Origin of the sequence: Brevibacillus sp. AF8 (assembly GCF_021270385.1) — a bacterium.
Lineage (GTDB): Bacteria > Bacillota > Bacilli > Brevibacillales > Brevibacillaceae > Brevibacillus.
Map to the genome: position 1 here is coordinate 131,060 of NZ_JAGQDN010000013.1, position 20,780 is coordinate 151,839.

The following is a 20,780-nucleotide window of genomic DNA, read 5'->3' on the forward strand; positions in this document are numbered from 1 at the left end:
GAACAAAGTATGCATAGGTCGATGGCTCCGTTTGTAAGGGTCATCGACTTATGCGTTTTCGCTTATATTCTTCCGATTTATGTAGTGATCCGGTATAATGATGTGGGACAAACATGAATTGTCAGTCAATTGCATATAGTCGGCGTTAGGTGCCTTTATGTGACGCATAAAGGGTAACAGGGAATCGGGTGAAAGTCCCGAGCGGTCCCGCCACTGTAACCAGGGAGCTCTCTTTGAGAAGGAAACCACTCATTTTCGTATGGGGAAGGACAAGGAGCGCATGGATCTGGAAGCCAGGAGACCTACCTAGTAGCCACACCCACAGAACCTTCGCGGAAAGGAGCGGTGAATACGAGGCAATGAGGCTGTCTAGTCAGTCTGTTGTTTTGTGTGCACATCTCGTCCATTGATGGATGGGATTTTTTTGTTTGGAGGAAAGAACGAAAGTGAGTGAAGGAGGAATGAACATGAATCGATCTCGTCTCGTATCTACTTGTCTGATGATCGCGGGCTTCGTCCTGTATTTTTTGCTCAATGAACCTGAGACAGGACACGCGATGCACATCATGGAAGGGTATTTGCCTTTATCCTGGGCCTTATTTTGGTGGGCTGTCTTCTTGCCATTTTTTATTCTTGGGATTCGCTCGATTAACAAAATTGTAAAAGAACATCCCGAAATGAAGCTCCTAATTGGCGTTGCAGGAGCGTTTGCCTTTGTTTTATCTGCACTGAAAATCCCTTCGGTTACAGGCAGCAGCTCTCACCCGACTGGAACGGGCCTCGGTGCCATTATGTTTGGACCTTTTGCGATGTCTGTGCTAGGGAGCATGGTGCTCTTGTTTCAAGCCCTGCTATTGGCGCATGGAGGTTTGACTACGCTAGGGGCGAATGCTGTATCTATGGCAGTGGTAGGACCAATGGTGGCATACGGAATCTATCGGTTGATCATGAAAGTGGCAGGAAGCCAGCGACTGGCGGTTTTTGCGGCGGCGGCTTTGGCTGATCTCGCTACCTATGTAGTGACTTCGCTTCAACTGGCACTCGCATTTCCAGCTGAATCTGGCGGAGTGTTGGCCTCGTTTGCCAAATTCGCAGGAATTTTTGCATTCACGCAAGTACCGCTCGCCATCAGTGAAGGTCTGTTGACCGTTCTTGTTTGGAACTGGTTGTTATCTTACAACGCAAAAGAGCTTACACAGCTTCGTTTGCTCAAACGGGAGGAATCGCTGTGAAAAAAGGATGGAACTGGCTTTTACTCATTGGAGTAATCGTACTGGCTATTGTCCCGCTGTTGCTGGTTCAGGATTCGGAATTTGGCGGCGCAGATGGCGTGGCAGAGGAAGCGATCAAGGAAATCGCCCCGAACTACGAACCGTGGTTCCAGCCGCTGATAGAGCCGCCAGGGGGAGAGACGGAGAGTCTATTGTTTGCGGTGCAGGCGGCGTTGGGAGCGGGAGTGGTTGGCTACGCCGTGGGCTTGTACAAAGGCCGGTTGGATAAGCGGAAAAAATGAACGGACTGCAGCTTGATTCTCTCTCTTATCAAAACAGGCTGAAACGTCTGCCGCCTGCTCATAAGCTATTACTGGCGAGCGCATTGTTACTGCTCGTCCTGGTAGGACATGTATGGATGCAGATGGCTGTCGCTGTGTGGATGACGGTATGGGTAGTGGTGTATGCCCGGATTCCTGTCCGTATCTATTTTACCTTTATGATCGTGTCGCTCTCGTTTTTCGCTGCGGGGCTTCCTGCTCTACTGGTTGAAGGGGCGAGAGCAGGAGAAGTGCAGGTCCAGGTCGCGGCAGCATGGGAGCTGGGTTCTTATGTGCTCTATGTGCCGATGTCGTCCTTCAGTAAAGCTTGGATCTTGTTTTGGCGTACCATGGCGAGCTTATCCTGCTTTGCTTTCATTTTGTTTACCGTGCCGTTTGCTGAAATTTTGCAGGTGCTTCGCCGGCTACGTATGCCTGTCCTTGTAACTGACTTATTAATGATCATGTATCGGTTTATTTTTGTGTTGGTAACGATTTCTCATCAGCTCTGGATTGCCCAACGTTCGCGCGGAGGTCATCGCGGCTTCCGAGCGACGCTTCGGGATGCAGGGGTTCTCGTTGCGCAATTGTTTGTCAGAGCAATGCGCAAATACGAAGCCTTGCACAAAGGAATGGCGGCTAGGGGCTTTGGGGAGAGCATGCAGGTGCTCTCGTTTCATACCCACTCCCGCTCGCGCCGCTATGAGTGGGAGGCAATCGCAGGCTGTATGCTGCTGGTGCTGCTTGAGTGGTGGACAGGAGGTTGGCGGTTATGACATCACGGTTGTTGGAGTTCATCGATTTGCAGTACACGTATCCGGGAGGGCGGGGACCTGTCCTGACAGGGCTGTCCTTATGGATTCCTGAGGGGAAGAAATGTGTTCTTTTGGGACGGAATGGCTGTGGGAAGTCGACTTTGTTCTTGCATGGAAACGGAATCATCGAGCCACAGCAGGGACAAGTGCTGTGGAAAGGAAAACCGCTTGTCTACAAACGAGCCGCATTGCAAGAGATGACGCAAAAGGTGGGCTTGGTCTTTCAAGATCCCGAGCATCAGTTGATCGCAAGCACGGTCGCAGAAGATATATCCTACGGTTTATGCAATCAGAAGCTGCCTGTGGAAGTAATCCGGGCAAAGGTAGAAAAGGTGCTGGATGCATTCGGGTTGAGAGAGCTGGCAGAAACTCCGATTCATCATTTGAGCCTGGGACAAAAACGGAGGCTGGCGCTCGCGGGGGTCATGGTCATGGAGCCAGAGCTTTTGCTATTGGACGAGCCTACTGCGTATTTGGATCGCTATCAGACCAAAAATTTGCTGCGGGAGCTCGAAGCCATTCACCGGCAAGGAACAACTGTTTTGATGGCAACACACGATATGGATATTGCCTTTGAATGGGCCGAGTGGATTTGCATCATGGATGCAGGCAGGCTTGTGTTCGCGGGAGATCCGCAGGAGGCATTGGAAAACAGAGCCATGCTGGAGAGCCTTCATCTGGGTATGCCGTTGCTCGTTGATGTGTGGGAGGCACTGCCTGAGCAGTGGAAGCGCGAGTTGGGCGGACATATTCCGCGTTCGGTGAATGAACTGCGTGAAATGCTCCGTGTTCAGCGGGTGTGGTGAATGGAGTGGGCGCTTTCGGGTAAGCTAACCCCAAAAAGCCATGGAGGTACGCAGTATGGAACATGACTCTGTCTCGAGTTCATCTGTCCCAAATCATCAGGAAAAAGGAGTCCCTCGCCAAGTAAAGGATGAATTGATGTATCAGGTGTTGGAGAAAGACATGACCACCGCTGAACAGGAAAAGAAGATAAAGGATGATTACCTAAAAGGAAAGGCGTAAATTTGCGCCAAGAAGCCCTTCTCGCCACAAAAAGGCGTGAAGGGCTTTTGGACGTCTTAGGTAAGAGAGGGATTTGATTCTCGCTGAAAAAGTAAGAAGATTTGTACGGATTTTGTAGGGATATGTCATTTCATCACGAATAACGTAAAGAAGGCACTTACTTACAATGGGAGAAGTGATGAGGTTGTGATTTCAACTTTGAATAAGACGCTATGCGTTCAGCAACTCGTAGAAAAGTTAAGAGACAAGCAGCTTCTTCATGTACCAATCGCTGATCTTCGAGAATCCAATAAAGCGTTGTATGAATACGTCAATGAGCTCAATGACTCGATTGCGATCATTCCGACCACGATTAATTCTGTCATTACAGGCGTCATCCGCTTCCAGGAAGGGTATTTTATTACCTTGGGCATGCTCATCTGGAAAGACGCCAACAAAAAAGGGGCATTCAAAGAAGGGACGTTTCTTTTTTACAAGCATGACGCTCATGATTCGATTGAGGATTGCGTTCATGTTACCAATTCCATCGAGAATCACAATCTGATGGAAAGCCTATTCTTTGCGTGCTGCGAGAGCAAGGATGGCGATTCCGTGCTTTCCTATTCGCATATCGAGCATGCGATCACATACGGAGAGCTGTATCGTGATATGAAGACCAAAATCAAAAAAGGGTTTGCGTAATGAGGGAAACTTTACATGCCAAGTTTTGGGTGATATACTACTGAAAATTTATAAAATATTCCAATTGAAGAGGAGTTTTCCTACTTGATGATTATGAAGTAACGTCTTGCTATTCACCAGTTGGCCCGACCCCCTCCACGTAAATGGTTTTGTTTTCCTACAAATAAAAACCACTTACAACCAAATGGAGGAATATCACGATGAGTAAACCTGAAATGAATGTTGCCTTAGTAATTGGTCCGGATACGGATTTGGATAGCCAAGCAATCCGAAATACACTTGAGTATTTTGGAGCTCGAGTCTTTACGTACTGGATTGGTCGACCAAACGATTTGATTGATGTATTGAATGGTACCGACCTTTACCCAAATACCGATATGATTGTTCTGAATTTCCATGGAGATGAGGGTAGCCTCATTATGCCAGAGCTAGGCGAGGACGTTTACGAGGAAGGAGAACCAAAGGGTGACTTTGGCTCTGACGAGGTTAGACGTTTTGCCAAGTTGGATGGAAAAATCGTGTTAGGTAACGGATGCTCGCTTGGTGATCTCGAATTAGCGAAGGCCTTTCTGGACAGTGGTTGCCATACGTATATCGGGCCAGATGATTACCCGGACGGAAATTCTGCGCTGATGTTCGCCCTGCGCTTTTTCTACGAGGTAATTCAAAACAAGAAAAGCGTGGAAGCAGCTTTTCGAATTGCAAAGGCAACGGATGAAGAAACCGGGATGTATCAGCTTTATGTAAAAGAGTAATGGAAACGCAAAGGGAGCCTTGTACGAGGCTCTTTTTGTGTCGAGAATTGTCAGGTTGTTATTCTTGTTGGCAGTCATATTTTGGATTATGGTAGGAGAGACTTATTTCAATTATGGGGGTATTTCTTTGAAAAAATTGGCTTTTTTCATAGTGGCTTTCGCCATCATGTTGGCTGGATGTAGCTCCGGGCAATCAACAGAAACGGCAGCATCTTCACCAACAACGCCAACAGGTACGGTACCAGCAACAACGCCAGCGACGCCAACTGGCACGGCTCCAGCTGAGGCAACCGCGCCAGCAACACCAGCAGCAGAATCGAATGCTCCTGCAACGACAGAGAAAGCAACGATCACGAAGAGTGAATTTGAACAGATTGAAAATGGGATGAGCTTTGAGGAAGTAAAAAAAATAGTGGGCGGGGAAGGCGAACTGCTTGCTGAGGTTGGGAAAGAGGGAGAGGAAGGACACACAATCGTCTACATGTACGAGGGCGAAGGGACGATTGGAGCAAATGCGAATTTTTCTTTCCGAGGCGGAATTCTGCAAGTGAAATCGCAAATCGGACTGCAATAGGATGAAAAAGGGCGCAGGCAAATGCTTGCGTCCTTTTTGTTTAGTAGGTCATGGTACAGGCAAATCATGAGAAAAGCGCATAGAGTAGTGTGTCTAAGGAAAGGGGGAGACAGAATGGGTTTCTTTGATGGCTTTGATGACTTTGCTCTGATCCTGGTCCTTTTCGTTTTGCTGGTAATTGTCGGTTGTGATTGTTAGGGAAACAAAGTAATGCAAAGGGACATACAATCCCTTTGCATTATTCATTTACGAATGGAGGGGAGGGTGAAAAGTGGCTAGAAAAATCCATGGTTTTACCCCTGAGTTTTCTGACTGGCTCAAGTCAAATAAGGTCTCGGTCAGAAAGCTGCAAAAAAATCCTGAATCCCTTGGCCAGTACTATCAAGAGTGGGCAAAAACAAGCCGTAAGACGAGAAAAGAGTCCCGACCGCCAAGGGTTTCCAATCTAAACCTTGATATGGACACCATTTTAAATGGTGTACGCATAGCAAACGAGGTATTCAGAACGTTCCAAGGAACAAATGGGATTGGAAGTATGTTTAAAAGGTTCATGTAGTGGATTACAAATCTTGTCGAGAGTTATTCCAGCAATCCCAGCTCTTGGTAAACCTTGCTGGACACGACACCGTTCGGTATTAATTTTCGATCCCGTTGAAATTTCTTTAGAGCTGCAGTTGTCGAGGATCGAAACTTCCCATCGCATATTCCGTGATAATATCCAGCGCTCTTTAATCGAGATTGAATGAGCTGTACATCTCCACCAACGTCTCCCTCGGCTAAATCTCTAGGATCGTGGCTCGGGTCCCCCAATACATGACCATAAATCGTTACTTTTGTTCCGAGTGGAATCATCGTGAACAGTTCAATGACGTCGTTGTTTCGCATGCGGATACAACCATGGCTCAAATGCTGTCCGATGGAGTGTGGCTTGTTTGTGCCGTGGATGCCATAAATTCCCCAAGGGACGTTTAAACCTAACCATCGTGGACCGAATGAGGGTCCCCAATCTTTTCCTTTGGAAATGATTTTGTATTCTCCAACTGGTGTAGGGGTAGAAGGATTACCAACGGCAACGGGATACGTTTTTACTGTTTTTCCATGCTTTTTGACAATTAACTTGTGTTTTCTGGGATAAACCTCAATTGTAATAATCCCTTGGTCGCTTATGATTGGTAACGAATGCTCGGCGTAAACGACTTTTTGACCGATTTCGATTTCTGCAGGAAAGCTTACGGTTAGGAGAAGAATTGCAGCAAAACAAATGAGCAAGTGAGTTATCGTTCGATTCACCATTGTCAACGTTCATCCGATCATCTGTTTTTTTCACAGTACAACTTTAATTTGTGAATGGAAACAGCATTTTATTCGGGAGAACATGAAAGCCCTCCTCATCAGAGAAGGGCTGTTTCTTTGCTTATAGGTCGTAATACAGTTCATACTCTTTAGGATTCACTGTCCGCTCGACTTGCTCAATCTCACCGCGCTTTTGTGCAATCCAGCCTTCGATTACTTCTTTTGTGAAGACATTCCCTTCGAGCAAGAAATCATGGTCTTGTTCGAGTGCTACAAGTGCTTCTGCGAGAGAACCGGGAGCGCTCTTGATCTCGTGTTTTTCCGCATCGGACAAGTCGTAGATGTTTTTATCCATTGGTCCAAAGCCCAGTTCGCGCGGGTCGAGCTTGCGCTTGATGCCATCGAGGCCAGCCATCAGCATGGCGGCAAATGCCAAGTACGGGTTAGCAGTAGAGTCCGGGGTGCGGAACTCAACGCGGGACGCTTTTGGCGTAACGGCAGCAATCGGAATCCGAACGGCAGCAGAGCGATTGCCTTTGGAGAAGACGAGATTCACTGGTGCTTCATAGCCCGGAACGAGTCTCTTGAACGAGTTGGTGCTCGGATTCGTCAAAGCGATTAACGCAGGTGCGTGGTGCAAAATACCACCAATGTAGTGCAGCGCAGTCTCACTCAGGTTTGCGTAACCGCCTTGCTCGTAGAACAATGGGGTGTCGCCTTTAAACAGACTTTGGTGAACATGCATTCCAGATCCGTTGTCACCAACGATTGGTTTTGGCATGAAAGTAGCCGTTTTTCCGTGTTTCGCAGCTACATTGCGCACGATGTATTTGAACAACAATAGATTGTCTGCTGTACGAGTCAGTGTATCGAAGCGGAAATTGATCTCACCCTGACCGGCTGTTGCCACCTCATGGTGATGGCGCTCGACATGCAAGCCGCATTTTGTCATCAACGTGCACATTTCATTGCGGATATCCATTTGGGAGTCGGTTGGTTGAACAGGGAAGTATCCGCCCTTGTTGCGTACTTTGTAGCCGAGGTTTTGTCCTTCTTTCCCTGTGTTCCAGTAAGCTTCTTCTGAATCGATGTGGAAGAAGGAGCCAGACGGACCAGAGGCATAGCGTACATTGTCAAAGAGGAAGAATTCGGATTCTGGGCCAAAATAAGCAGCGGTAGCGAGGCCGGATTGTTGCAGATAGGCTTCGGCCTTGAGCGCAATGCCGCGAGGATCGCGTGTGTAGACGGTGTTGTCTGGATTGACGATGTTGCAGATGATATTCATGGTTTTGGCTTCTACGAAAGGATCGATGAAGGCGGTTGCCGGATCGGGCATCGCTACCATGTCGCTTTCTTCAATGGACTTGTAGCCGATTAGACTGGAGCCGTCAAATGCGACGCCATTGCGGAATGTTCCTTCGTCTACCGCGTAGGCAGGAACGGTGACATGGTGTTGGCGGCCGAGCAGGTCAACGATGCGAAAATCTACATATTCCACTTTTTCTGCGTCAATTATGGACAAGACTGTTTTCATATCCAACATGATTCACTCCATTCACGAATTAAAGTTAAGAATTCATTATCAACGTTCGGCTTTTCCTTGGTTTCTATATTCCGAATTATATCGACAATTATTATTGTTCGTCAAGAGGTTTTCTTACGTTGAATGTTAAGTTTTCTAACATTATATTGCGGGGTTTAGAAATTGGTTACTTTCTAATAAAATGTAGACAAATCAAGACTTATAAACGCGGAGGCGATATAGATGAAGGTTCTCGTACTGGGAGCGGGGGGCATTGGCGGTTATTTTGGTGGCAGGCTGGTTGAATCGGGAGTAGATGTAACGTTTCTTGTGCGCGAGCGTAGATACAAACAACTGCAGGAGCGAGGCTTGCGCATTCAGAGCATTCATGGAGATTTGCTTTTGGAGCAGCCACAACTGATTCAAGCAGGAGAGAAAGCGGGACCATTTGATGTTGTGCTTTTGTCCAACAAAGCTTACACGCTGGAAGATAGCGTGGATGCCATCGCTCCGTACGTAGGCGAGGACACAGTCGTTATTCCGCTGCTGAACGGAATCGCGCATATGGAACTTTTGTGGAATCGTTTTGGCCGGGATCGCGTGCTCGGGGGTCTGTGTTTTATTGAGACGACGCTGAATGCGGATGGGGATGTCGTGCAGACAAGTCCTATTCATGATGCGGTTTTCGGTGAGTGGGAAGGCGGCAAAAGTGAGCGTGTAGAGCGAATGGAGCAAGCCTTTTCCAAGATCAACGGAACGATGCGCGCAAGCACAAATATTCAACGGGAAGCCTGGCACAAATACTTGTTTATTGCGACATTTTCCGGTATTACCACATTGATGAATTCTGCTGTTGGACCGATCCGGGAATCGGCTTGGGGTGTAGAGCTGACACGTCAGCTTGCAGACGAAATCGCTTCTGTCATGAACGCTTTGGAGGCACCAATTAAGCCGGATATCGTCGACAAACAGATGGAGACTTTCCAAAATCAGCGTCCTCAAACGAAATCGTCCATGCTTCGTGATATGGAAAAAGGTCTTCCGGTGGAAGCGGATCATCTTCAAGGCTACCTCTTGGAGCGAGCGGAACAAAAAGGCTTGTCCACGCCGCTTTTAAAAGTTGTCTACAATAATCTGAAGGTTTACGAACAGAAGCGTGCAGGAGACAAATAAGGTATAATACGGGGTGAAATGTCTTTTGCTCACGCATTATAAAAAGTAGGAGGGGTAAAGATGGAAGTCATCAAGATTTCCCCCCGTGGATATTGTTACGGTGTAGTCGATGCCATGGTCTTGGCACTGCGAACAGCGCAAAACTTTGACTTGCCCCGCCCGATTCATATTTTGGGCATGATCGTACACAATGCTCACGTCGTTGAGGCGTTTGAAAAACAAGGGATAAAAACATTGGATGGTGAGGATCGGCTGGCTCTCTTGGATCAGGTTCATGAGGGAACGGTAATCTTCACTGCCCATGGCGTGTCTCCTGAGGTGCGCAAGAAAGCACGCGAAAAAGGCTTGACTGTCGTCGACGCGACTTGCCCGGATGTAACGAAAACACATGATTTGATCCGCGAAAAAGTAGCGGAAGGCTACCATGTGCTATATATCGGGAAAAAAGGACATCCAGAGCCAGAGGGCGCTATGGGGATCGCGCCGGATCACGTACATCTGGTTCAAAAGCTGGAAGAGCTGGAGGCGCTCGAACTGCCAACAGACAAGCTGATCGTTACGAACCAGACGACGATGAGCCAATGGGATGTCAAGCATCTGATGGACGCCATTCTTAAGCGTTTTCCAGGCGTGGAAGTGCATAATGAAATTTGTCTCGCTACGCAGGTTCGTCAGGAAGCTGTAGCGGAGCAAGTGGGAGAAGCAGATTTGTGCATCGTCGTAGGCGATCCGCGCAGCAACAATTCTAATCGTTTGGCACAGGTCTCGGAAGAAATCGCGAATGTTCCGTCGTATCGAATCGCTGATTTGTCTGAGCTGGACATTGAATGGCTGCGTGGAAAGAAAAATGTTGCGGTTACTTCTGGTGCTTCGACGCCGACTCCATTGACGAAGGAAGTCATCTCCTTCCTGGAGCAGTTCGATGAGTTCAACCCGACTACATGGGACAAAAAGCGGACCGTCAACATGGCGAAAATATTGCCGACGGTAAAATAAATCATGTAGGCATGCCTTGTGTTATGTTTTCTTACACGGTTAATTAACCTCAAAATAGGAGAGTTATATGCCAGAATCACACTCCGGTTTCGGGCTGGGGGGCGCAAAAGGCAGATACGTTAGTCTTTGCGCCCTTTATCTTTTTATTTACTACGGGCTTGGTGCTTTTGCTCCTCTCATTACGCAATACTACGAATCCATCCATCTAACTGGGACTCAAATCGGTCTCATCAGTGCAGTCGCGCCGATCGTTTCCATTGTGGCACAGCCGATGTGGGGGATGATCTGTGATCGCTATCAAATTCGCAAAACTGTGCTGATTCTGACATTGACCATCACCGGGCTGGTGGGACTTCTCTTTACGGGTGTCTCCACCTTTGTCTACGTCTTCTTGCTCTACATCCTGTTGTCGTTTTTTCAAAGTGCCGTCGTGCCCATCTCAGATAGCTTGGCTCTCGGTTATGCCAAGGGACATGGCATTCAGTTCGGCGACATTCGCTTGTGGGGAGCAATCGGCTTTGCGCTAGCGGCATTTATCACCGGTCTTCTCGTTGAGCAGTGGGGGCCACATGTTCTTTTTTACTCGTTTTGCTTGGCGTTTCTGATTGCCATTCTGTTTCTTCAGAAGGTTCCGGAAGAAGTGACAGAGGCTTCGCGGTTTCGTGTCAGTATGCTTGCGGGGATAAGGGATTTGGCGCGAATTCCGCGATTTGCGTTGTTTTTGATTTCATCATTTTGCATGATGGGCTCTGTCAATGCCAATAATATTTGGTTTTCCCTGTTTTATCAGGATATCGGAGGGACTATTGCCGGGATCGGTCTAGCCTTCTTGTTGTTTGCAGGCAGTGAGGCTCCTTTTATGAAGCTGGCGGGTTATATTGTCCGCAGGTGGGGACTGGAGTTGACGCTCTTGCTATCGGCGATTTTTTGCGCGATGCGCTGGTTCTGGTACAGCTCCGCTCCGAGTACCACTGCCGTGATTACGATGTTCTTTGTGCAGGGGATTTCAGTGGGCTTTTATTTGGCAACAGCAGCCCAATTTGTGCGCGAAAATACGCCCGCATCCCTTCAGGTGACGGCACTGGCCATCTTCTTTTCAGTGGGAGGCGGGCTTGGTTCGATGTTTTGCAATTTGGTAGCGGGGTGGATCAAAGATTCGTTTTCGGTGCTAGCCATTTATTTGTTTTTTGGAATCATCACCGCGATCGGGATCATTCCTCTGCTCATAATAAAATTCGGACGGTGGAAGCAAATCTCACCAGACGAAGAGGTGCAAGCTAGTCAATGACGAGCATGCCTTGGAACCCTGTTTCCGGATAGCCCGGTGCGTCTGATACGAAATAATACCGACCACGTTTGGCGGCTGAAAACTGTAAGAGAGTCGATTGAGTCGGCTTTAATTCTGTGGATGTAAGGTTTAGATCACGAATGGATAGATTGTGAGGGCGTGTATCGGTGTTGACGATCATCAACGAGACTCGCTCTCCTTCGTGCGCAGTCAATTGATTGGGCAAAAAGCCAGCGCTAGAAATCGTAACGGTATGTGTCCGCGTCGCGACAGCGTACGAAGCGGGCAGACGATGGTGATGATGTGTCCAAAGTAGCGTTAATGTCACAGCCAGAGCGATGATTGGATAACGAAGCTGCCGATACCAGTGACGAGACATTTTGCTTTCAACTCCTTTGAGGACAATAGCATGGGAAGTTACTATTATCCTGTCCCCGGAGTGAAGGGGATAAACACTTTTTCCCTATTCGATTGAAGTTTCGGGTATGATCTATTTCTTACGATTAATTAACGTTGAAAAAAATACGGAGTCACATACTTCCCCGGAGCTGTCCCAAGCAGAAGCAGCCCAAATCGGTGTCAAAAAACTGGCGTACTATTTGCCAAGACAAATCACACAGCTAGCAATGGAGGGCGCGGCGGTGGAAGACTCAGCAATCAGGCTAGACTTCATTGCCATTACACATGGAGCATTAGTGGAGAGTCACAAGTATAAGGTTTGGGTGGAATAGTCTCTCACTGGAACTGCTTTATGTTTGGCCAGAAATAAACGGAAAACGGACGCCAGCACCCTATCTGGTGTACCAGGTGAGACAATAATGCGACCGGGCTGCCTATTTGTTCAAGACCATCTCAACTTTTTGGGTGGTCTTGTTTTTTTGTGTGAGTAGAAGGAATTTAATACATATTACTTTGTCACACATAGTAATATCTGTTATGCTATAGCTGCGAGGTGAACGAAATGAGTGACAGCATTATCAGCAGTGACATTATCCGCGGTCATATCGATACAATTATTCTCCGTGTCCTGTGTGATGGCGATAACTATGGATACGAAATCATCAAAGCCATTTTCAAAAACAGCGGCGGGCGATACGAACTGAAAGAGCCTTCCCTGTATACCAGCCTGAAAAGATTAGAGTCACACAAGCTGATCGTTTCGTACTGGGGAGATGAGAGCCAGGGGGGCAGACGCAAATATTATCAGGTGACAGAAACAGGGAGAAAAGCGTACGAAAAATCGCTGGCATCCTGGAAATTGGCCAAAGAATTGATTGACCAGCTAATCGAAAGGCGGGGCGAAGTGTGATGGAGAGTTTGCAGCACCATGTCGATCAATTGTTTCAAAAATATAGAGGAAGTAAACAAATCGAGGAGCTCAAGTGGGAAGTATTGAGCAATTTGGAGGCAAAGGTCGCCGACTTAGTTGCAGATGGGCTATCGCTGGGTGAAGCGGTGAAAAAAGCAAAGGCTAATCTGCCATCGATTGATTCGATTGTCGGAGAACGCCGTAAAGTATACATGCTTCCACTTCTGCAAGAGTTGTTGCAGCTCGGATTGCTGTACGGACTCATTGCCTGGATTGTGACTATGCCCTTGCGAATCTGGGGATTGGGTATCTTTTTGAACTATGGTCTGTTTGCGATTTGTATCCTCATCGGGATCGTCTATTTGGTTTTGCTAAGGTTCAACCGACCGGCTTCCTCTCGTCAATTGACCAGCATGAATGTGCAATTTGCCTTTTTGTTGCGAAAAACGGGCTGGATGCTGTGGGCGCTTTATATTGTCGGGGCACTCGTGTTTACGACTGCGCTCTATTTTGGCAGTAATCTATGGTTTTCAACGCCAGTGAATCTTACTGGACCATATCAATTCGCTAACATTGCTGTAGCGTATTCGCTGCCTTTACTCACCATCCTCATACCGCTGTGGCTCCAGGCCATTCCGCGACTTATTTTAAAATACGATGCAGGGGAGGGTGATCTCCATGCGAAATAAAATCATACTTGCTTTGGTTCTCATCGGGGTTGTCCTGTTCATGGCCATTCAGATCATGATTATTCCTCAGAACGAAGCGCAATCCGAGCAATATCAATTGGCTCAGCAAAACCCGCTGACTCACGATTTGGAATCCATTTTGCCATACAAAAACAAGTACATGGGCGCAACTTCGAATCTGGTCATGTTCAATCATCTGCCGTTAAGTGATTTTAAGCGGACCTTTCAGCTCCGTCCGGAGAAGTTTACGATTGAGATCCATTATGAGGACAAGACGACCGATATCGAGGCGAAATTGTTCAAGCAAGCGATGCTGTATAATTCTGTGGCAGCCTTTGCACTGGTAGACAATTTGCAAACTGTCGAATATCGTTTTGCAGATACTACGATTGTTGCCACACGAGGTGCCATACAAGGCCTCTTCGGTGAGGATTTGGCATCGCTTTTGACAAAAGAAAAGTGGCGTACAGGTGTACAGGACAAGTTGCGGGATGATCAATTTGTTGAAGAGGGTATGGTGGAAATAGAGAGTACATAGTAAAAGAGGTAAAACGGAAGAGGAGTAATGAACGATGGTAACAGAGTCTTACTTGGGCTTTTCATTCGGATAAAAGCAAAAGGGGCGAGCCTGTTACTCGTCCCTTTTGCTTTTAGATAAATACATGTAGCAACAAATAGATGGATGCAGCGAGCAAGGCAGAGATCGGCAGCGTAATAAACCAGGTGATCACGATGCGTTTGGCAACGCCCCAATTGACGCTTTTCAGCCGTTTGGCTGCACCGACCCCCATGATCCCGGAAGAGATGACATGGGTAGAGCTCACAGGCAATCCTAACTGCGTAAAGGTAAAAATGATCGAAGATGAAGTGAGATCGGCAGTGGCTCCGTTAATCGGTTCAATCTTGGTGATTTTGCCCCCCACAGTCTTGATGATTTTCCAGCCTCCGATAGAGGTTCCCAAGCCCATCGCGAGGGCACAAATGAACTGCACCCAGAAAGGAATCGTGCTTGTATCTGCATGCAGGTCAGCGGCTACGAGAGCGAACACGATAATGCCCATCGCTTTTTGTGCGTCATTCGTTCCGTGTGTAAAGGATTGCAGGGCCGCCGTGAAAATCTGAAAGAAGCGAAATCCCCGGTTGACCTTGGAAGGGGGAACCATGATCCGACTGAAAATGAAATAAACCAAATTCATCATGAGGTAAGCGGCAACCAGCGCGATAACCGGTGACACAATAAGCGCCTGGAAGATTTTCAAAAAACCAGCCCAGTTGATTTGCGCGCTCCCTGCGGAAGCGAGGACTGCCCCTACGAGTGAGCCGATGAGAGCGTGAGACGAGCTGCTGGGGATACCGTACCACCACGTAATCAAATTCCAAAGGATCGCAGCCAAGAGAGCAGCCATGACCACAAGCACACCGAATTCCAGCTTGGCTGGATCGGCGATATCTCCACCGATCGTTTTGGCGACCCCGGTAAACGTCAGGGCACCGATAAAGTTCATGATAGCCGCCAGGCCAATGGCAATCTTAGGCGGGAGAGCTTTGGTGGATACGGTGGTTGCGATGGCATTGGCAGTGTCGTGAAACCCGTTGATGAAATCAAAGAAAACAGCCAAAATGATAACGGCAATAACAAGGGGAAGGCTCGTATACATGAAAGTAGGTCTCCTTGTTTAAGAGTTGCCCATGATCACGGATTCCATCGCATCCGCGACATCCTCGCAATGATCCATGACATCTTCGAGCACTTCGTAAACCTCTTTGAGCTGCATAATGTGAATCGGATCGCTTGAGGTTTTGAACAATTGCCGGATGCTGCCCCGCACCAATTCATCCCCTTCACTTTCTAAATCGTTAATGCGGATGATGTACTCCTTCATAGCGGACAACTTTTGCTTTTGGAGCAGTTCGATGGCGAGAAGAATTTGTTTGGTAGCTTCTTCGATGAGTTGACCGAATCGCACCATCGTTTGATCTGGTTCCATGATGTCGTACATATAGAGTCGCGAAGCGCAAAACTCCAATCCGTCCAGCACATCATCCAGCTTGACGGCAAGGTCCAGAACGTCCTCGCGCTCGATGGCGGTAATAAATGTCTTGTTGATTTGCACGATGATTTCATGGATGAGCTTGTCGCCCGTTGTTTCGTACTCCTTCATCTCTGTAGCAAAGGTTTTGACTGTCTCTAAAGAAGTGATTTTGTATTCATTAAAATAGATCGCCGTCTGATGCACATTTTTCGCAATCTCATACAAGTCATCCAAGAGTGCATCCGATTTGGTAAAAAGCATTAAACAAACCTCCACTTCAAAACCCGAATAGGAGTATTTTGAGTGGAGGGGATGGGGATTATTCACTTTTTCATGAACTCTTTACGAGATGAGTAATTGGGCTGCCATATAGACGGCCACTCCCCACATAATCACGGCTGAAACCATATTCAGGCCACGCTGCAATTTTCCAGACCGGTCCAATCGTCCTGCCGTACGACCAGCTACAGAAAGGCCAAAAAACCAGATGCAGGATACGAGGATGCAAGCAATCGTAAAACCCCATTTTTCTGTTCCGGTGTAGCTCAGTGAGCTGGTACCAATCACCCCGATCGTATCGAGAATCGCATGCGGATTCAACAAAGAGACAGAGGCAGCAAACATGATTTGCTTTTTGGCAGAAAAGCGCTCTTTCTCTCCAGCCTCCGTATTCGGACGGCTACGCCACGTTAAATATCCCATGTACACCAAAAAGAAGAAGCCGACCACATACAGAACCGTTTTCAGCCATGTGACTGTCAATACGACCAAAGAAACTCCTAATACCGCCAATAAAATGAGCAGGGTATCGCAGAGTGCCGCGGTCAGTACGACGGGCATGGCGCGAAGTAATGTAGGTTGTAGAGCCCCCTGATTAAAAACGAAAACATTTTGTGCGCCGAGCGGTAAAATAAGTCCAAAAGCAAGCACAAAACCGTGCAAAATCGCTTCCAGCATGATCATTTCCTCCCCGTTTCTCTCTCGATGCAAAGACCATTTGCATTACTGTCATTATTCATGGTTGTGAATCCGTTGTCTCCAGCCAATTGGTTTACATCCAAACCAACCAATTTGTACAATGATAAGGAGAGGGGGAATGTGCCTGTGCTGACGATAGACTGGAAGCCTGACAAATCATCAGATATACCGATCTACGTGCAGATCGTGGCTTATATGAAGGGGAAAATAGCAGGCGGAGAGTGGCCGATCAATAGTAAATTGCCAACACAAAGAGCATTGGCACAAGCCTTTGATGTAAACCGCAGCACGGTAGTGACGGCTTTGGAAGAGCTAAAAGCGGATGGTTTCATTGAAGCAACAGTAGGCAGTGGCTCCGTCGTTAGCAACAATACATGGTCCTTATTGACGACCGCACCACCACCAAATTGGCTGGGCTACGTACAGGCCGGAGCTCATCTCCCCAATTCGCCAACGATTCAGGATATCAATCGTTATGAGCCAGACCCGAGGTACATTCGTTTGGGGACAGGTGAGCTGTCGCCGAGCTTGATTCCTGTTGCGGAGATGGAAGAGGTCATGGCTAGCTTGCAGGGCAAAATGACTCAGCTCGGATATTCGGAGCCAAAAGGGCTGTTGCCTTTGCGCCAGGCGATCAGCAATCATTTGCGGAGCAGGGGGATCGAAGCTTCACCAGCATCTATTTTGGTCGTGTCGGGAGCCCTTCAAGCCTTGCAGTTGATATCGATTGGCATCCTTCACCGTGGATCTGCCATCTTGCTCGAACAGCCTTCGTATTTATTCTCACTGCCTTTGTTTCAATCATCGGGAATGCGGCTGGTTGGTGTACCGATGGATGCGGAAGGAATCTCTCCCCAAGTGCTAACGAGACAAAAACAGGCGCATAACGCGGCGCTTCTCTATACAATTTCGGCATACCACAATCCCACAGGAATTAGTATGTCAGAGAACCGAAGGGAGCAGGTGTTGGCGGCATGTGAGCGGGAGAGACTGCCTGTGTTGGAAGACGATGTTTACGGAGAATTGTGGTTAGATGAGCCGGGACCATTGCCGTTGAAGGCGAGAGATCAGAGCGGGTTGGTGTTGTATTTGGGCAGCTTGTCCAAAACACTCAGTCCGGGACTGCGGATTGGCTGGATTGTAGGTCCTGAGCCTGTCATTGAACGCCTTGCGGATGTGAAAATGCAGACGGATTACGGAGCGAGTGCTATTTCTCAATGGGTGGCGACAGAATGGCTCACAAGCGATAGATATTCCCGGCATCTGGATCAGCTTAGAGAAGCTCTGCGACATAGAAGGGACAGGATGTGCGAATGCCTTGCTCGCTGGTTTGGCGATTTGGCAGATTGGCGTATGCCGCATGGTGGTTTTTACATTTGGCTGCGTCTGCATCAGGCGGTTTCCATGCGCAAGCTTTTTACGGAAGCACTGGCAAAAGGGGTTCTGTTAAATCCCGGCTTTGTTTATGATCAGACGGATAGTCATCATCTTCGCTTGTCCTACGTGTACGCAGAGGAAGCAGATATGGAAAAGGCGCTATTTGTAATATCGCAGCTCCTGCGTGGAAAGGGATAAAAGAAAGAAGACACCTGTTTGGGTCAGGTGTCTGGCTGCTGTTTAATGATAAGGGAACTGCGTGGAGTACCCGCTAAACTGCTGATAAGCTTGCTGAAGTTGTTGCTGCTCGGCAGCCTCCAGCTTGTACCATCCCTTTTGAAACATGAGATTAAAAGCATCGCGGGCTGATTGATGGGTTTCATTCAAAATTTGCAGCATGTCATCATAAAGCTGTTGGTGGCTGGCTTCACGAACGGCAATGTTAAAGTTATCTGTCAAGTATTTGCAGGTAGCCAAACAATCGTTGAGATAATCACGATCGTTCATTTGCGGACCTTTTACTTGTGGCAGCTGACCGGATTGCGGATTGGCGATCTGATTTTGGTTTGGCATCCCGATTCCTCCCTTACTGCATTTGTTGTTGCTGTTGTGATTGCTGTTGCTGGGACTGCATCTGCGGAATGGTCGCCATCACTGCGGTGTTGTTGTTTTGCAGGTGACTCAGCAGCTTTTGGTAGTGTCGCTGGTGCATTTGTCCTTGCTGTTCCAGACATTGCTTGACCTGGGGATCAGTAGCTTGCTGTGCAAAAGCATGCAGCTTTTTGAAAGCGATCAGTTCCCAAGACAAAGCATCTTTGAGATAGCTCAAGTCCTTTGTCGAAATGACCTTCGGCGGTTCGGGAATCGGAGCTTGTGTAAAGGGCTTGGAAGACAGGATGGATGGCATCGGGTTGCTCCTTTCAGATGGAATCATGTATAGGATGAGCAACAAGTCAGGATGTAACCCCTGAGGATTGCAGCCAAAAAAAAATCCGGTCGCAAAGGACCGGATTAGGTTAGCTCCAGAGAAGAAACGACAATGTCGATGCTGGCGGGAGCGATATTGAGACAATATTGAGCTTCTTTGTACAACGTAGATTGAAGGGCATGGATAAGTGCTGGAATATTTGTCATGTAAGGCAGTTTAAGAGCAATCGAAACCTGAAACCGAGGCAAATCCTCAAAGCTGGAGACGATCTTGACCACATGATGGACCTCGTCAAACTGGTCACAGGTCGCTTCCACGATTTTTCGCAACACCTGAGGATGAATCATGATGCGTCCACCTGAAAACGGAGGATGAACCACGGTTGTTTCCCCAATGACTTCTTTTTTCGAGCTGAAAATCTGTTGGGCTGAAGAGATGAGGCGCTGAAGGAAATCTTTTTCTACTTCCACACGCGGAATCGGTATCGTGTGCTTGCCCATTGTTTCCCGAATGTAGCGGGCAGCCTCGATTTCCTGCGGAGGCTTGATGGATTCAATCGGGATGAAGTCCACCTGAAAAGGCAAATGCAGCGCTTCGACGATACGACCAATCATCCGCTGCGAAGTTCCTAACACGAGTAGTCGGCTTGGTTGAATCTGGCCAAGACTTCGCCGTACTTCTTCAGCGTGCTCCGTATAATGAAAAATTGCTCGTTTGACCGCCTGAATTTTTGTCTTCTCATATTTGGCAGAGGTTCCGGCCACCTTGCGTCCCTGGTAAATCAGGATGCCATCATCAATAATGGCGTCGATGTTCATTCGGTGAGCAAGTTCTAATGCACTGGTGCTTTTTCCTGTTCCACTGGTGCCGTACAAGGCGTAAATTTCCATGGGACCTCCTTCGTCATTTCTCTCGATTATGCTTGATCTTTTTTATTATACATGACAAGAAGGGGGGACAAAACGACTTTACTGGTATTGTGCCCCCATCTCCCGCGATCTTTCGGCAGCACGCAAGATGGCTGCAGTAACGGCCTCCTGAAACTGATAGGCCTCCAATACTTCCAGTCCTGCCTGAGTCGTTCCACCCGGACTCGTTACTTTTTGCCGGAGAATAGAAGGCTCTTCGCGTGTATCGAGTAGCATATGTGCCGCCCCAATCACGGTTTGCAGCGTCAATTGGCGTGCCATTTCCCGATCCAGTCCCGCTGTGGCACCCGCCCCCATCATGGCTTCTACTAAATAGTAAATATAAGCAGGACCGCTTCCAGACAATCCAGTAATGATGTCCAGCTCTTCCTCGGCGACTTCATATACGGTACCAATTGCTTCGAAAAGCTTGGTAGCCAGCTCGCGGTGCTCTTCCTGGACAAACGGATTCGCGGACAGTCCGGTAGCGGACAAACCAACGGCAGACGATGTATTGGGCATCGTGCGGATGATCGGGCACTCTGCGCCGAGCCACTCTCCGATCAAGCTGGTGGAGACGCCAGCGACCACTGAAATGATCAATTGGTCGGAACGAACGACCCCACGCAAATCCTGCAAAGCCTCTGCTGTATCCTTCGGCTTGATGGCCAAAATCAAAATATCGGAAGAACGGACTACTTCAAATTTGTCCTGGGTAGCAGTTACCCCGTAGTCATTTGCCAACTGCTCCAAACGCTCCATGTTGTTGCGGTTGGTGACGGAAATACGCTCAGAAGGGAGTAAGCCTTTCTTTACGATACCGGAAAGCATGGCCTCCACGATCGAGCCTGCACCGAGAAAACCGATCCGTCCTTCTGTAATCGCTGTTGCTTGGTTACCCATG

Annotated in this window: 28 protein-coding genes and 1 riboswitch; of the genes, 18 read left to right on the forward strand and 10 right to left on the reverse strand. The window is 48.0% G+C overall.

The features are described 5' to 3' along the window. The first annotated feature begins 130 nt into the window (after window positions 1-130). A riboswitch (cobalamin riboswitch) is annotated at window positions 131-324 on the forward strand. 143 nt (window positions 325-467) lie between these two features. The 10 genes from KB186_RS17625 to KB186_RS17670 all read left to right on the forward strand — a co-directional run bounded on the left by KB186_RS17625 (window position 468) and on the right by KB186_RS17670 (window position 5,938). Continuing rightward, window positions 468-1,232 (forward strand): energy-coupling factor ABC transporter permease, encoded by a 765-nt coding sequence (locus KB186_RS17625; protein ID WP_016742902.1) that lies wholly within the window; start codon window positions 468-470, stop codon window positions 1,230-1,232. After that, window positions 1,229-1,513 (forward strand): energy-coupling factor ABC transporter substrate-binding protein, encoded by a 285-nt coding sequence (locus tag KB186_RS17630; protein WP_173609950.1) that lies wholly within the window; start codon window positions 1,229-1,231, stop codon window positions 1,511-1,513. The genes KB186_RS17625 and KB186_RS17630 overlap by 4 nt, the downstream gene beginning before the upstream one ends. Further along, entirely contained in the window at window positions 1,510-2,307 is a 798-nt protein-coding gene (cbiQ, locus tag KB186_RS17635; protein ID WP_232774074.1) for a cobalt ECF transporter T component CbiQ, read from the forward strand. The genes KB186_RS17630 and cbiQ overlap by 4 nt, the downstream gene beginning before the upstream one ends. Then, complete coding sequence (locus KB186_RS17640; RefSeq protein ID WP_232774075.1) at window positions 2,304-3,152, forward strand: energy-coupling factor ABC transporter ATP-binding protein; 849 nt, start codon at window positions 2,304-2,306, stop codon at window positions 3,150-3,152. The genes cbiQ and KB186_RS17640 overlap by 4 nt, the downstream gene beginning before the upstream one ends. Before the next feature lie 55 nt (window positions 3,153-3,207). After that, window positions 3,208-3,372 (forward strand): hypothetical protein, encoded by a 165-nt coding sequence (locus tag KB186_RS17645; protein WP_173609953.1) that lies wholly within the window; start codon window positions 3,208-3,210, stop codon window positions 3,370-3,372. A gap of 186 nt (window positions 3,373-3,558) precedes the next feature. After that, on the forward strand, window positions 3,559-4,053 hold the full coding sequence (locus KB186_RS17650) for a hypothetical protein (protein WP_232774076.1): 495 nt from the start codon (window positions 3,559-3,561) through the stop codon (window positions 4,051-4,053). A gap of 200 nt (window positions 4,054-4,253) precedes the next feature. Further along, the gene (locus KB186_RS17655) at window positions 4,254-4,808 is read left to right on the forward strand and encodes a delta-aminolevulinic acid dehydratase (protein ID WP_232774077.1); all 555 of its coding nucleotides are present in this window, start codon (window positions 4,254-4,256) and stop codon (window positions 4,806-4,808) included. A 127-nt stretch (window positions 4,809-4,935) separates the two neighbouring features. Beyond that, window positions 4,936-5,382, forward strand: a complete 447-nt coding sequence (locus KB186_RS17660) for a hypothetical protein (protein ID WP_232774078.1) — start codon at window positions 4,936-4,938, stop codon at window positions 5,380-5,382. A 114-nt stretch (window positions 5,383-5,496) separates the two neighbouring features. Beyond that, window positions 5,497-5,580, forward strand: a complete 84-nt coding sequence (locus tag KB186_RS17665; protein WP_106785930.1) for a YjcZ family sporulation protein — start codon at window positions 5,497-5,499, stop codon at window positions 5,578-5,580. Between the two features lie 73 nt (window positions 5,581-5,653). Beyond that, window positions 5,654-5,938 (forward strand): hypothetical protein, encoded by a 285-nt coding sequence (locus tag KB186_RS17670; protein ID WP_173609957.1) that lies wholly within the window; start codon window positions 5,654-5,656, stop codon window positions 5,936-5,938. 23 nt (window positions 5,939-5,961) lie between these two features. Here the strand turns inward: KB186_RS17670 and KB186_RS17675 are convergent, their stop codons facing one another. Both KB186_RS17675 and glnA read right to left on the reverse strand, forming a co-directional pair. Continuing rightward, on the reverse strand, window positions 5,962-6,675 hold the full coding sequence (locus KB186_RS17675) for a L,D-transpeptidase family protein (RefSeq protein ID WP_173609958.1): 714 nt from the start codon (window positions 6,673-6,675) through the stop codon (window positions 5,962-5,964). A gap of 121 nt (window positions 6,676-6,796) precedes the next feature. Next, window positions 6,797-8,215: a type I glutamate--ammonia ligase gene (gene glnA / locus KB186_RS17680; RefSeq protein ID WP_173610240.1), complete on the reverse strand. Its 1,419-nt coding sequence runs from the start codon at window positions 8,213-8,215 to the stop codon at window positions 6,797-6,799. 225 nt (window positions 8,216-8,440) lie between these two features. Here glnA and panE point away from each other — a divergent pair, with 225 nt between their 5' ends. The 3 genes from panE (at window position 8,441) to KB186_RS17695 (ending at window position 11,654) form a co-directional block, all read left to right on the forward strand. Then, entirely contained in the window at window positions 8,441-9,370 is a 930-nt protein-coding gene (gene panE, locus KB186_RS17685; protein ID WP_221867847.1) for a 2-dehydropantoate 2-reductase, read from the forward strand. A gap of 60 nt (window positions 9,371-9,430) precedes the next feature. Further along, window positions 9,431-10,366, forward strand: coding sequence for a 4-hydroxy-3-methylbut-2-enyl diphosphate reductase (locus tag KB186_RS17690; protein WP_232774079.1), 936 nt, complete (start codon window positions 9,431-9,433; stop codon window positions 10,364-10,366). Between the two features lie 67 nt (window positions 10,367-10,433). After that, on the forward strand, window positions 10,434-11,654 hold the full coding sequence (locus KB186_RS17695) for an MFS transporter (protein WP_173609961.1): 1,221 nt from the start codon (window positions 10,434-10,436) through the stop codon (window positions 11,652-11,654). Here KB186_RS17695 and KB186_RS17700 read toward each other — a convergent pair. Continuing rightward, entirely contained in the window at window positions 11,644-12,033 is a 390-nt protein-coding gene (locus tag KB186_RS17700; protein ID WP_173609962.1) for a cupredoxin domain-containing protein, read from the reverse strand. The genes KB186_RS17695 and KB186_RS17700 overlap by 11 nt on opposite strands. Before the next feature lie 106 nt (window positions 12,034-12,139). Between KB186_RS17700 and KB186_RS17705 the strand changes: the two genes are divergently transcribed. The 4 genes from KB186_RS17705 (at window position 12,140) to KB186_RS17720 (ending at window position 14,190) form a co-directional block, all read left to right on the forward strand. Further along, a complete protein-coding gene (locus tag KB186_RS17705; protein ID WP_232774080.1) occupies window positions 12,140-12,385 on the forward strand; it encodes a hypothetical protein in 246 nt (81 codons plus the stop codon). A gap of 230 nt (window positions 12,386-12,615) precedes the next feature. Beyond that, window positions 12,616-12,963, forward strand: a complete 348-nt coding sequence (locus KB186_RS17710) for a PadR family transcriptional regulator (RefSeq protein ID WP_173609963.1) — start codon at window positions 12,616-12,618, stop codon at window positions 12,961-12,963. Next, window positions 12,963-13,652, forward strand: coding sequence for a permease prefix domain 1-containing protein (locus KB186_RS17715; RefSeq protein WP_232774088.1), 690 nt, complete (start codon window positions 12,963-12,965; stop codon window positions 13,650-13,652). Before KB186_RS17710 ends, KB186_RS17715 begins: the two co-directional genes overlap by 1 nt. Beyond that, window positions 13,642-14,190, forward strand: a complete 549-nt coding sequence (locus tag KB186_RS17720) for a DUF4825 domain-containing protein (RefSeq protein ID WP_173609964.1) — start codon at window positions 13,642-13,644, stop codon at window positions 14,188-14,190. The genes KB186_RS17715 and KB186_RS17720 overlap by 11 nt, the downstream gene beginning before the upstream one ends. Before the next feature lie 112 nt (window positions 14,191-14,302). Here the strand turns inward: KB186_RS17720 and KB186_RS17725 are convergent, their stop codons facing one another. The 3 genes from KB186_RS17725 to KB186_RS17735 all read right to left on the reverse strand — a co-directional run bounded on the left by KB186_RS17725 (window position 14,303) and on the right by KB186_RS17735 (window position 16,642). Beyond that, on the reverse strand, window positions 14,303-15,310 hold the full coding sequence (locus KB186_RS17725; protein ID WP_173609965.1) for an inorganic phosphate transporter: 1,008 nt from the start codon (window positions 15,308-15,310) through the stop codon (window positions 14,303-14,305). A gap of 18 nt (window positions 15,311-15,328) precedes the next feature. Continuing rightward, a complete protein-coding gene (locus KB186_RS17730) occupies window positions 15,329-15,946 on the reverse strand; it encodes a DUF47 domain-containing protein (protein ID WP_173609966.1) in 618 nt (205 codons plus the stop codon). A gap of 81 nt (window positions 15,947-16,027) precedes the next feature. After that, window positions 16,028-16,642 (reverse strand): LysE/ArgO family amino acid transporter, encoded by a 615-nt coding sequence (locus tag KB186_RS17735; protein ID WP_173609967.1) that lies wholly within the window; start codon window positions 16,640-16,642, stop codon window positions 16,028-16,030. 147 nt (window positions 16,643-16,789) lie between these two features. Here KB186_RS17735 and KB186_RS17740 point away from each other — a divergent pair, with 147 nt between their 5' ends. Then, the gene (locus KB186_RS17740; protein WP_232774081.1) at window positions 16,790-18,238 is read left to right on the forward strand and encodes an aminotransferase-like domain-containing protein; all 1,449 of its coding nucleotides are present in this window, start codon (window positions 16,790-16,792) and stop codon (window positions 18,236-18,238) included. A gap of 42 nt (window positions 18,239-18,280) precedes the next feature. Here KB186_RS17740 and KB186_RS17745 read toward each other — a convergent pair whose 3' ends face one another. The 4 genes from KB186_RS17745 to proC all read right to left on the reverse strand — a co-directional run bounded on the left by KB186_RS17745 (window position 18,281) and on the right by proC (window position 20,779). Then, window positions 18,281-18,613 carry a spore coat protein gene (locus KB186_RS17745; RefSeq protein ID WP_173609969.1) on the reverse strand — a complete coding sequence of 111 codons (333 nt, stop codon included), beginning with the start codon at window positions 18,611-18,613 and terminating at the stop codon, window positions 18,281-18,283. 13 nt (window positions 18,614-18,626) lie between these two features. Continuing rightward, window positions 18,627-18,947, reverse strand: a complete 321-nt coding sequence (locus KB186_RS17750) for a ferritin-like domain-containing protein (RefSeq protein ID WP_142497014.1) — start codon at window positions 18,945-18,947, stop codon at window positions 18,627-18,629. Window positions 18,948-19,051: 104 nt separating this feature from the next. Next, window positions 19,052-19,858 (reverse strand): hypothetical protein, encoded by an 807-nt coding sequence (locus KB186_RS17755; RefSeq protein WP_173609970.1) that lies wholly within the window; start codon window positions 19,856-19,858, stop codon window positions 19,052-19,054. 78 nt (window positions 19,859-19,936) lie between these two features. Next, complete coding sequence (gene proC / locus KB186_RS17760) at window positions 19,937-20,779, reverse strand: pyrroline-5-carboxylate reductase (protein ID WP_173609971.1); 843 nt, start codon at window positions 20,777-20,779, stop codon at window positions 19,937-19,939. Window position 20,780: the final 1 nt, after the last annotated feature.

What these genes read in the sequence shown, in the direction of transcription:
- KB186_RS17690 (WP_232774079.1), top strand. Translation starts at nt 9,431, where the DNA reads ATGGAAGTCATCAAGATTTCCCCCCGTGGATATTGTTACGGTGTAGTC.
- KB186_RS17745 (WP_173609969.1), bottom strand. Translation starts at nt 18,613, where the DNA reads ATGCCAAACCAAAATCAGATCGCCAATCCGCAATCCGGTCAGCTGCCA.
- KB186_RS17695 (WP_173609961.1), top strand. Translation starts at nt 10,434, where the DNA reads ATGCCAGAATCACACTCCGGTTTCGGGCTGGGGGGCGCAAAAGGCAGA.
- panE (WP_221867847.1), top strand. Translation starts at nt 8,441, where the DNA reads ATGAAGGTTCTCGTACTGGGAGCGGGGGGCATTGGCGGTTATTTTGGT.
- KB186_RS17715 (WP_232774088.1), top strand. Translation starts at nt 12,963, where the DNA reads ATGGAGAGTTTGCAGCACCATGTCGATCAATTGTTTCAAAAATATAGA.
- KB186_RS17625 (WP_016742902.1), top strand. Translation starts at nt 468, where the DNA reads ATGAATCGATCTCGTCTCGTATCTACTTGTCTGATGATCGCGGGCTTC.
- KB186_RS17735 (WP_173609967.1), bottom strand. Translation starts at nt 16,642, where the DNA reads ATGCTGGAAGCGATTTTGCACGGTTTTGTGCTTGCTTTTGGACTTATT.
- KB186_RS17705 (WP_232774080.1), top strand. Translation starts at nt 12,140, where the DNA reads ATGATCTATTTCTTACGATTAATTAACGTTGAAAAAAATACGGAGTCA.
- KB186_RS17725 (WP_173609965.1), bottom strand. Translation starts at nt 15,310, where the DNA reads ATGTATACGAGCCTTCCCCTTGTTATTGCCGTTATCATTTTGGCTGTT.
- proC (WP_173609971.1), bottom strand. Translation starts at nt 20,779, where the DNA reads ATGGGTAACCAAGCAACAGCGATTACAGAAGGACGGATCGGTTTTCTC.
- KB186_RS17750 (WP_142497014.1), bottom strand. Translation starts at nt 18,947, where the DNA reads ATGCCATCCATCCTGTCTTCCAAGCCCTTTACACAAGCTCCGATTCCC.
- KB186_RS17655 (WP_232774077.1), top strand. Translation starts at nt 4,254, where the DNA reads ATGAGTAAACCTGAAATGAATGTTGCCTTAGTAATTGGTCCGGATACG.
- KB186_RS17730 (WP_173609966.1), bottom strand. Translation starts at nt 15,946, where the DNA reads ATGCTTTTTACCAAATCGGATGCACTCTTGGATGACTTGTATGAGATT.
- KB186_RS17755 (WP_173609970.1), bottom strand. Translation starts at nt 19,858, where the DNA reads ATGGAAATTTACGCCTTGTACGGCACCAGTGGAACAGGAAAAAGCACC.
- KB186_RS17675 (WP_173609958.1), bottom strand. Translation starts at nt 6,675, where the DNA reads ATGGTGAATCGAACGATAACTCACTTGCTCATTTGTTTTGCTGCAATT.
- KB186_RS17640 (WP_232774075.1), top strand. Translation starts at nt 2,304, where the DNA reads ATGACATCACGGTTGTTGGAGTTCATCGATTTGCAGTACACGTATCCG.
- KB186_RS17700 (WP_173609962.1), bottom strand. Translation starts at nt 12,033, where the DNA reads ATGTCTCGTCACTGGTATCGGCAGCTTCGTTATCCAATCATCGCTCTG.
- KB186_RS17720 (WP_173609964.1), top strand. Translation starts at nt 13,642, where the DNA reads ATGCGAAATAAAATCATACTTGCTTTGGTTCTCATCGGGGTTGTCCTG.
- KB186_RS17645 (WP_173609953.1), top strand. Translation starts at nt 3,208, where the DNA reads ATGGAACATGACTCTGTCTCGAGTTCATCTGTCCCAAATCATCAGGAA.
- KB186_RS17710 (WP_173609963.1), top strand. Translation starts at nt 12,616, where the DNA reads ATGAGTGACAGCATTATCAGCAGTGACATTATCCGCGGTCATATCGAT.
- KB186_RS17665 (WP_106785930.1), top strand. Translation starts at nt 5,497, where the DNA reads ATGGGTTTCTTTGATGGCTTTGATGACTTTGCTCTGATCCTGGTCCTT.
- cbiQ (WP_232774074.1), top strand. Translation starts at nt 1,510, where the DNA reads ATGAACGGACTGCAGCTTGATTCTCTCTCTTATCAAAACAGGCTGAAA.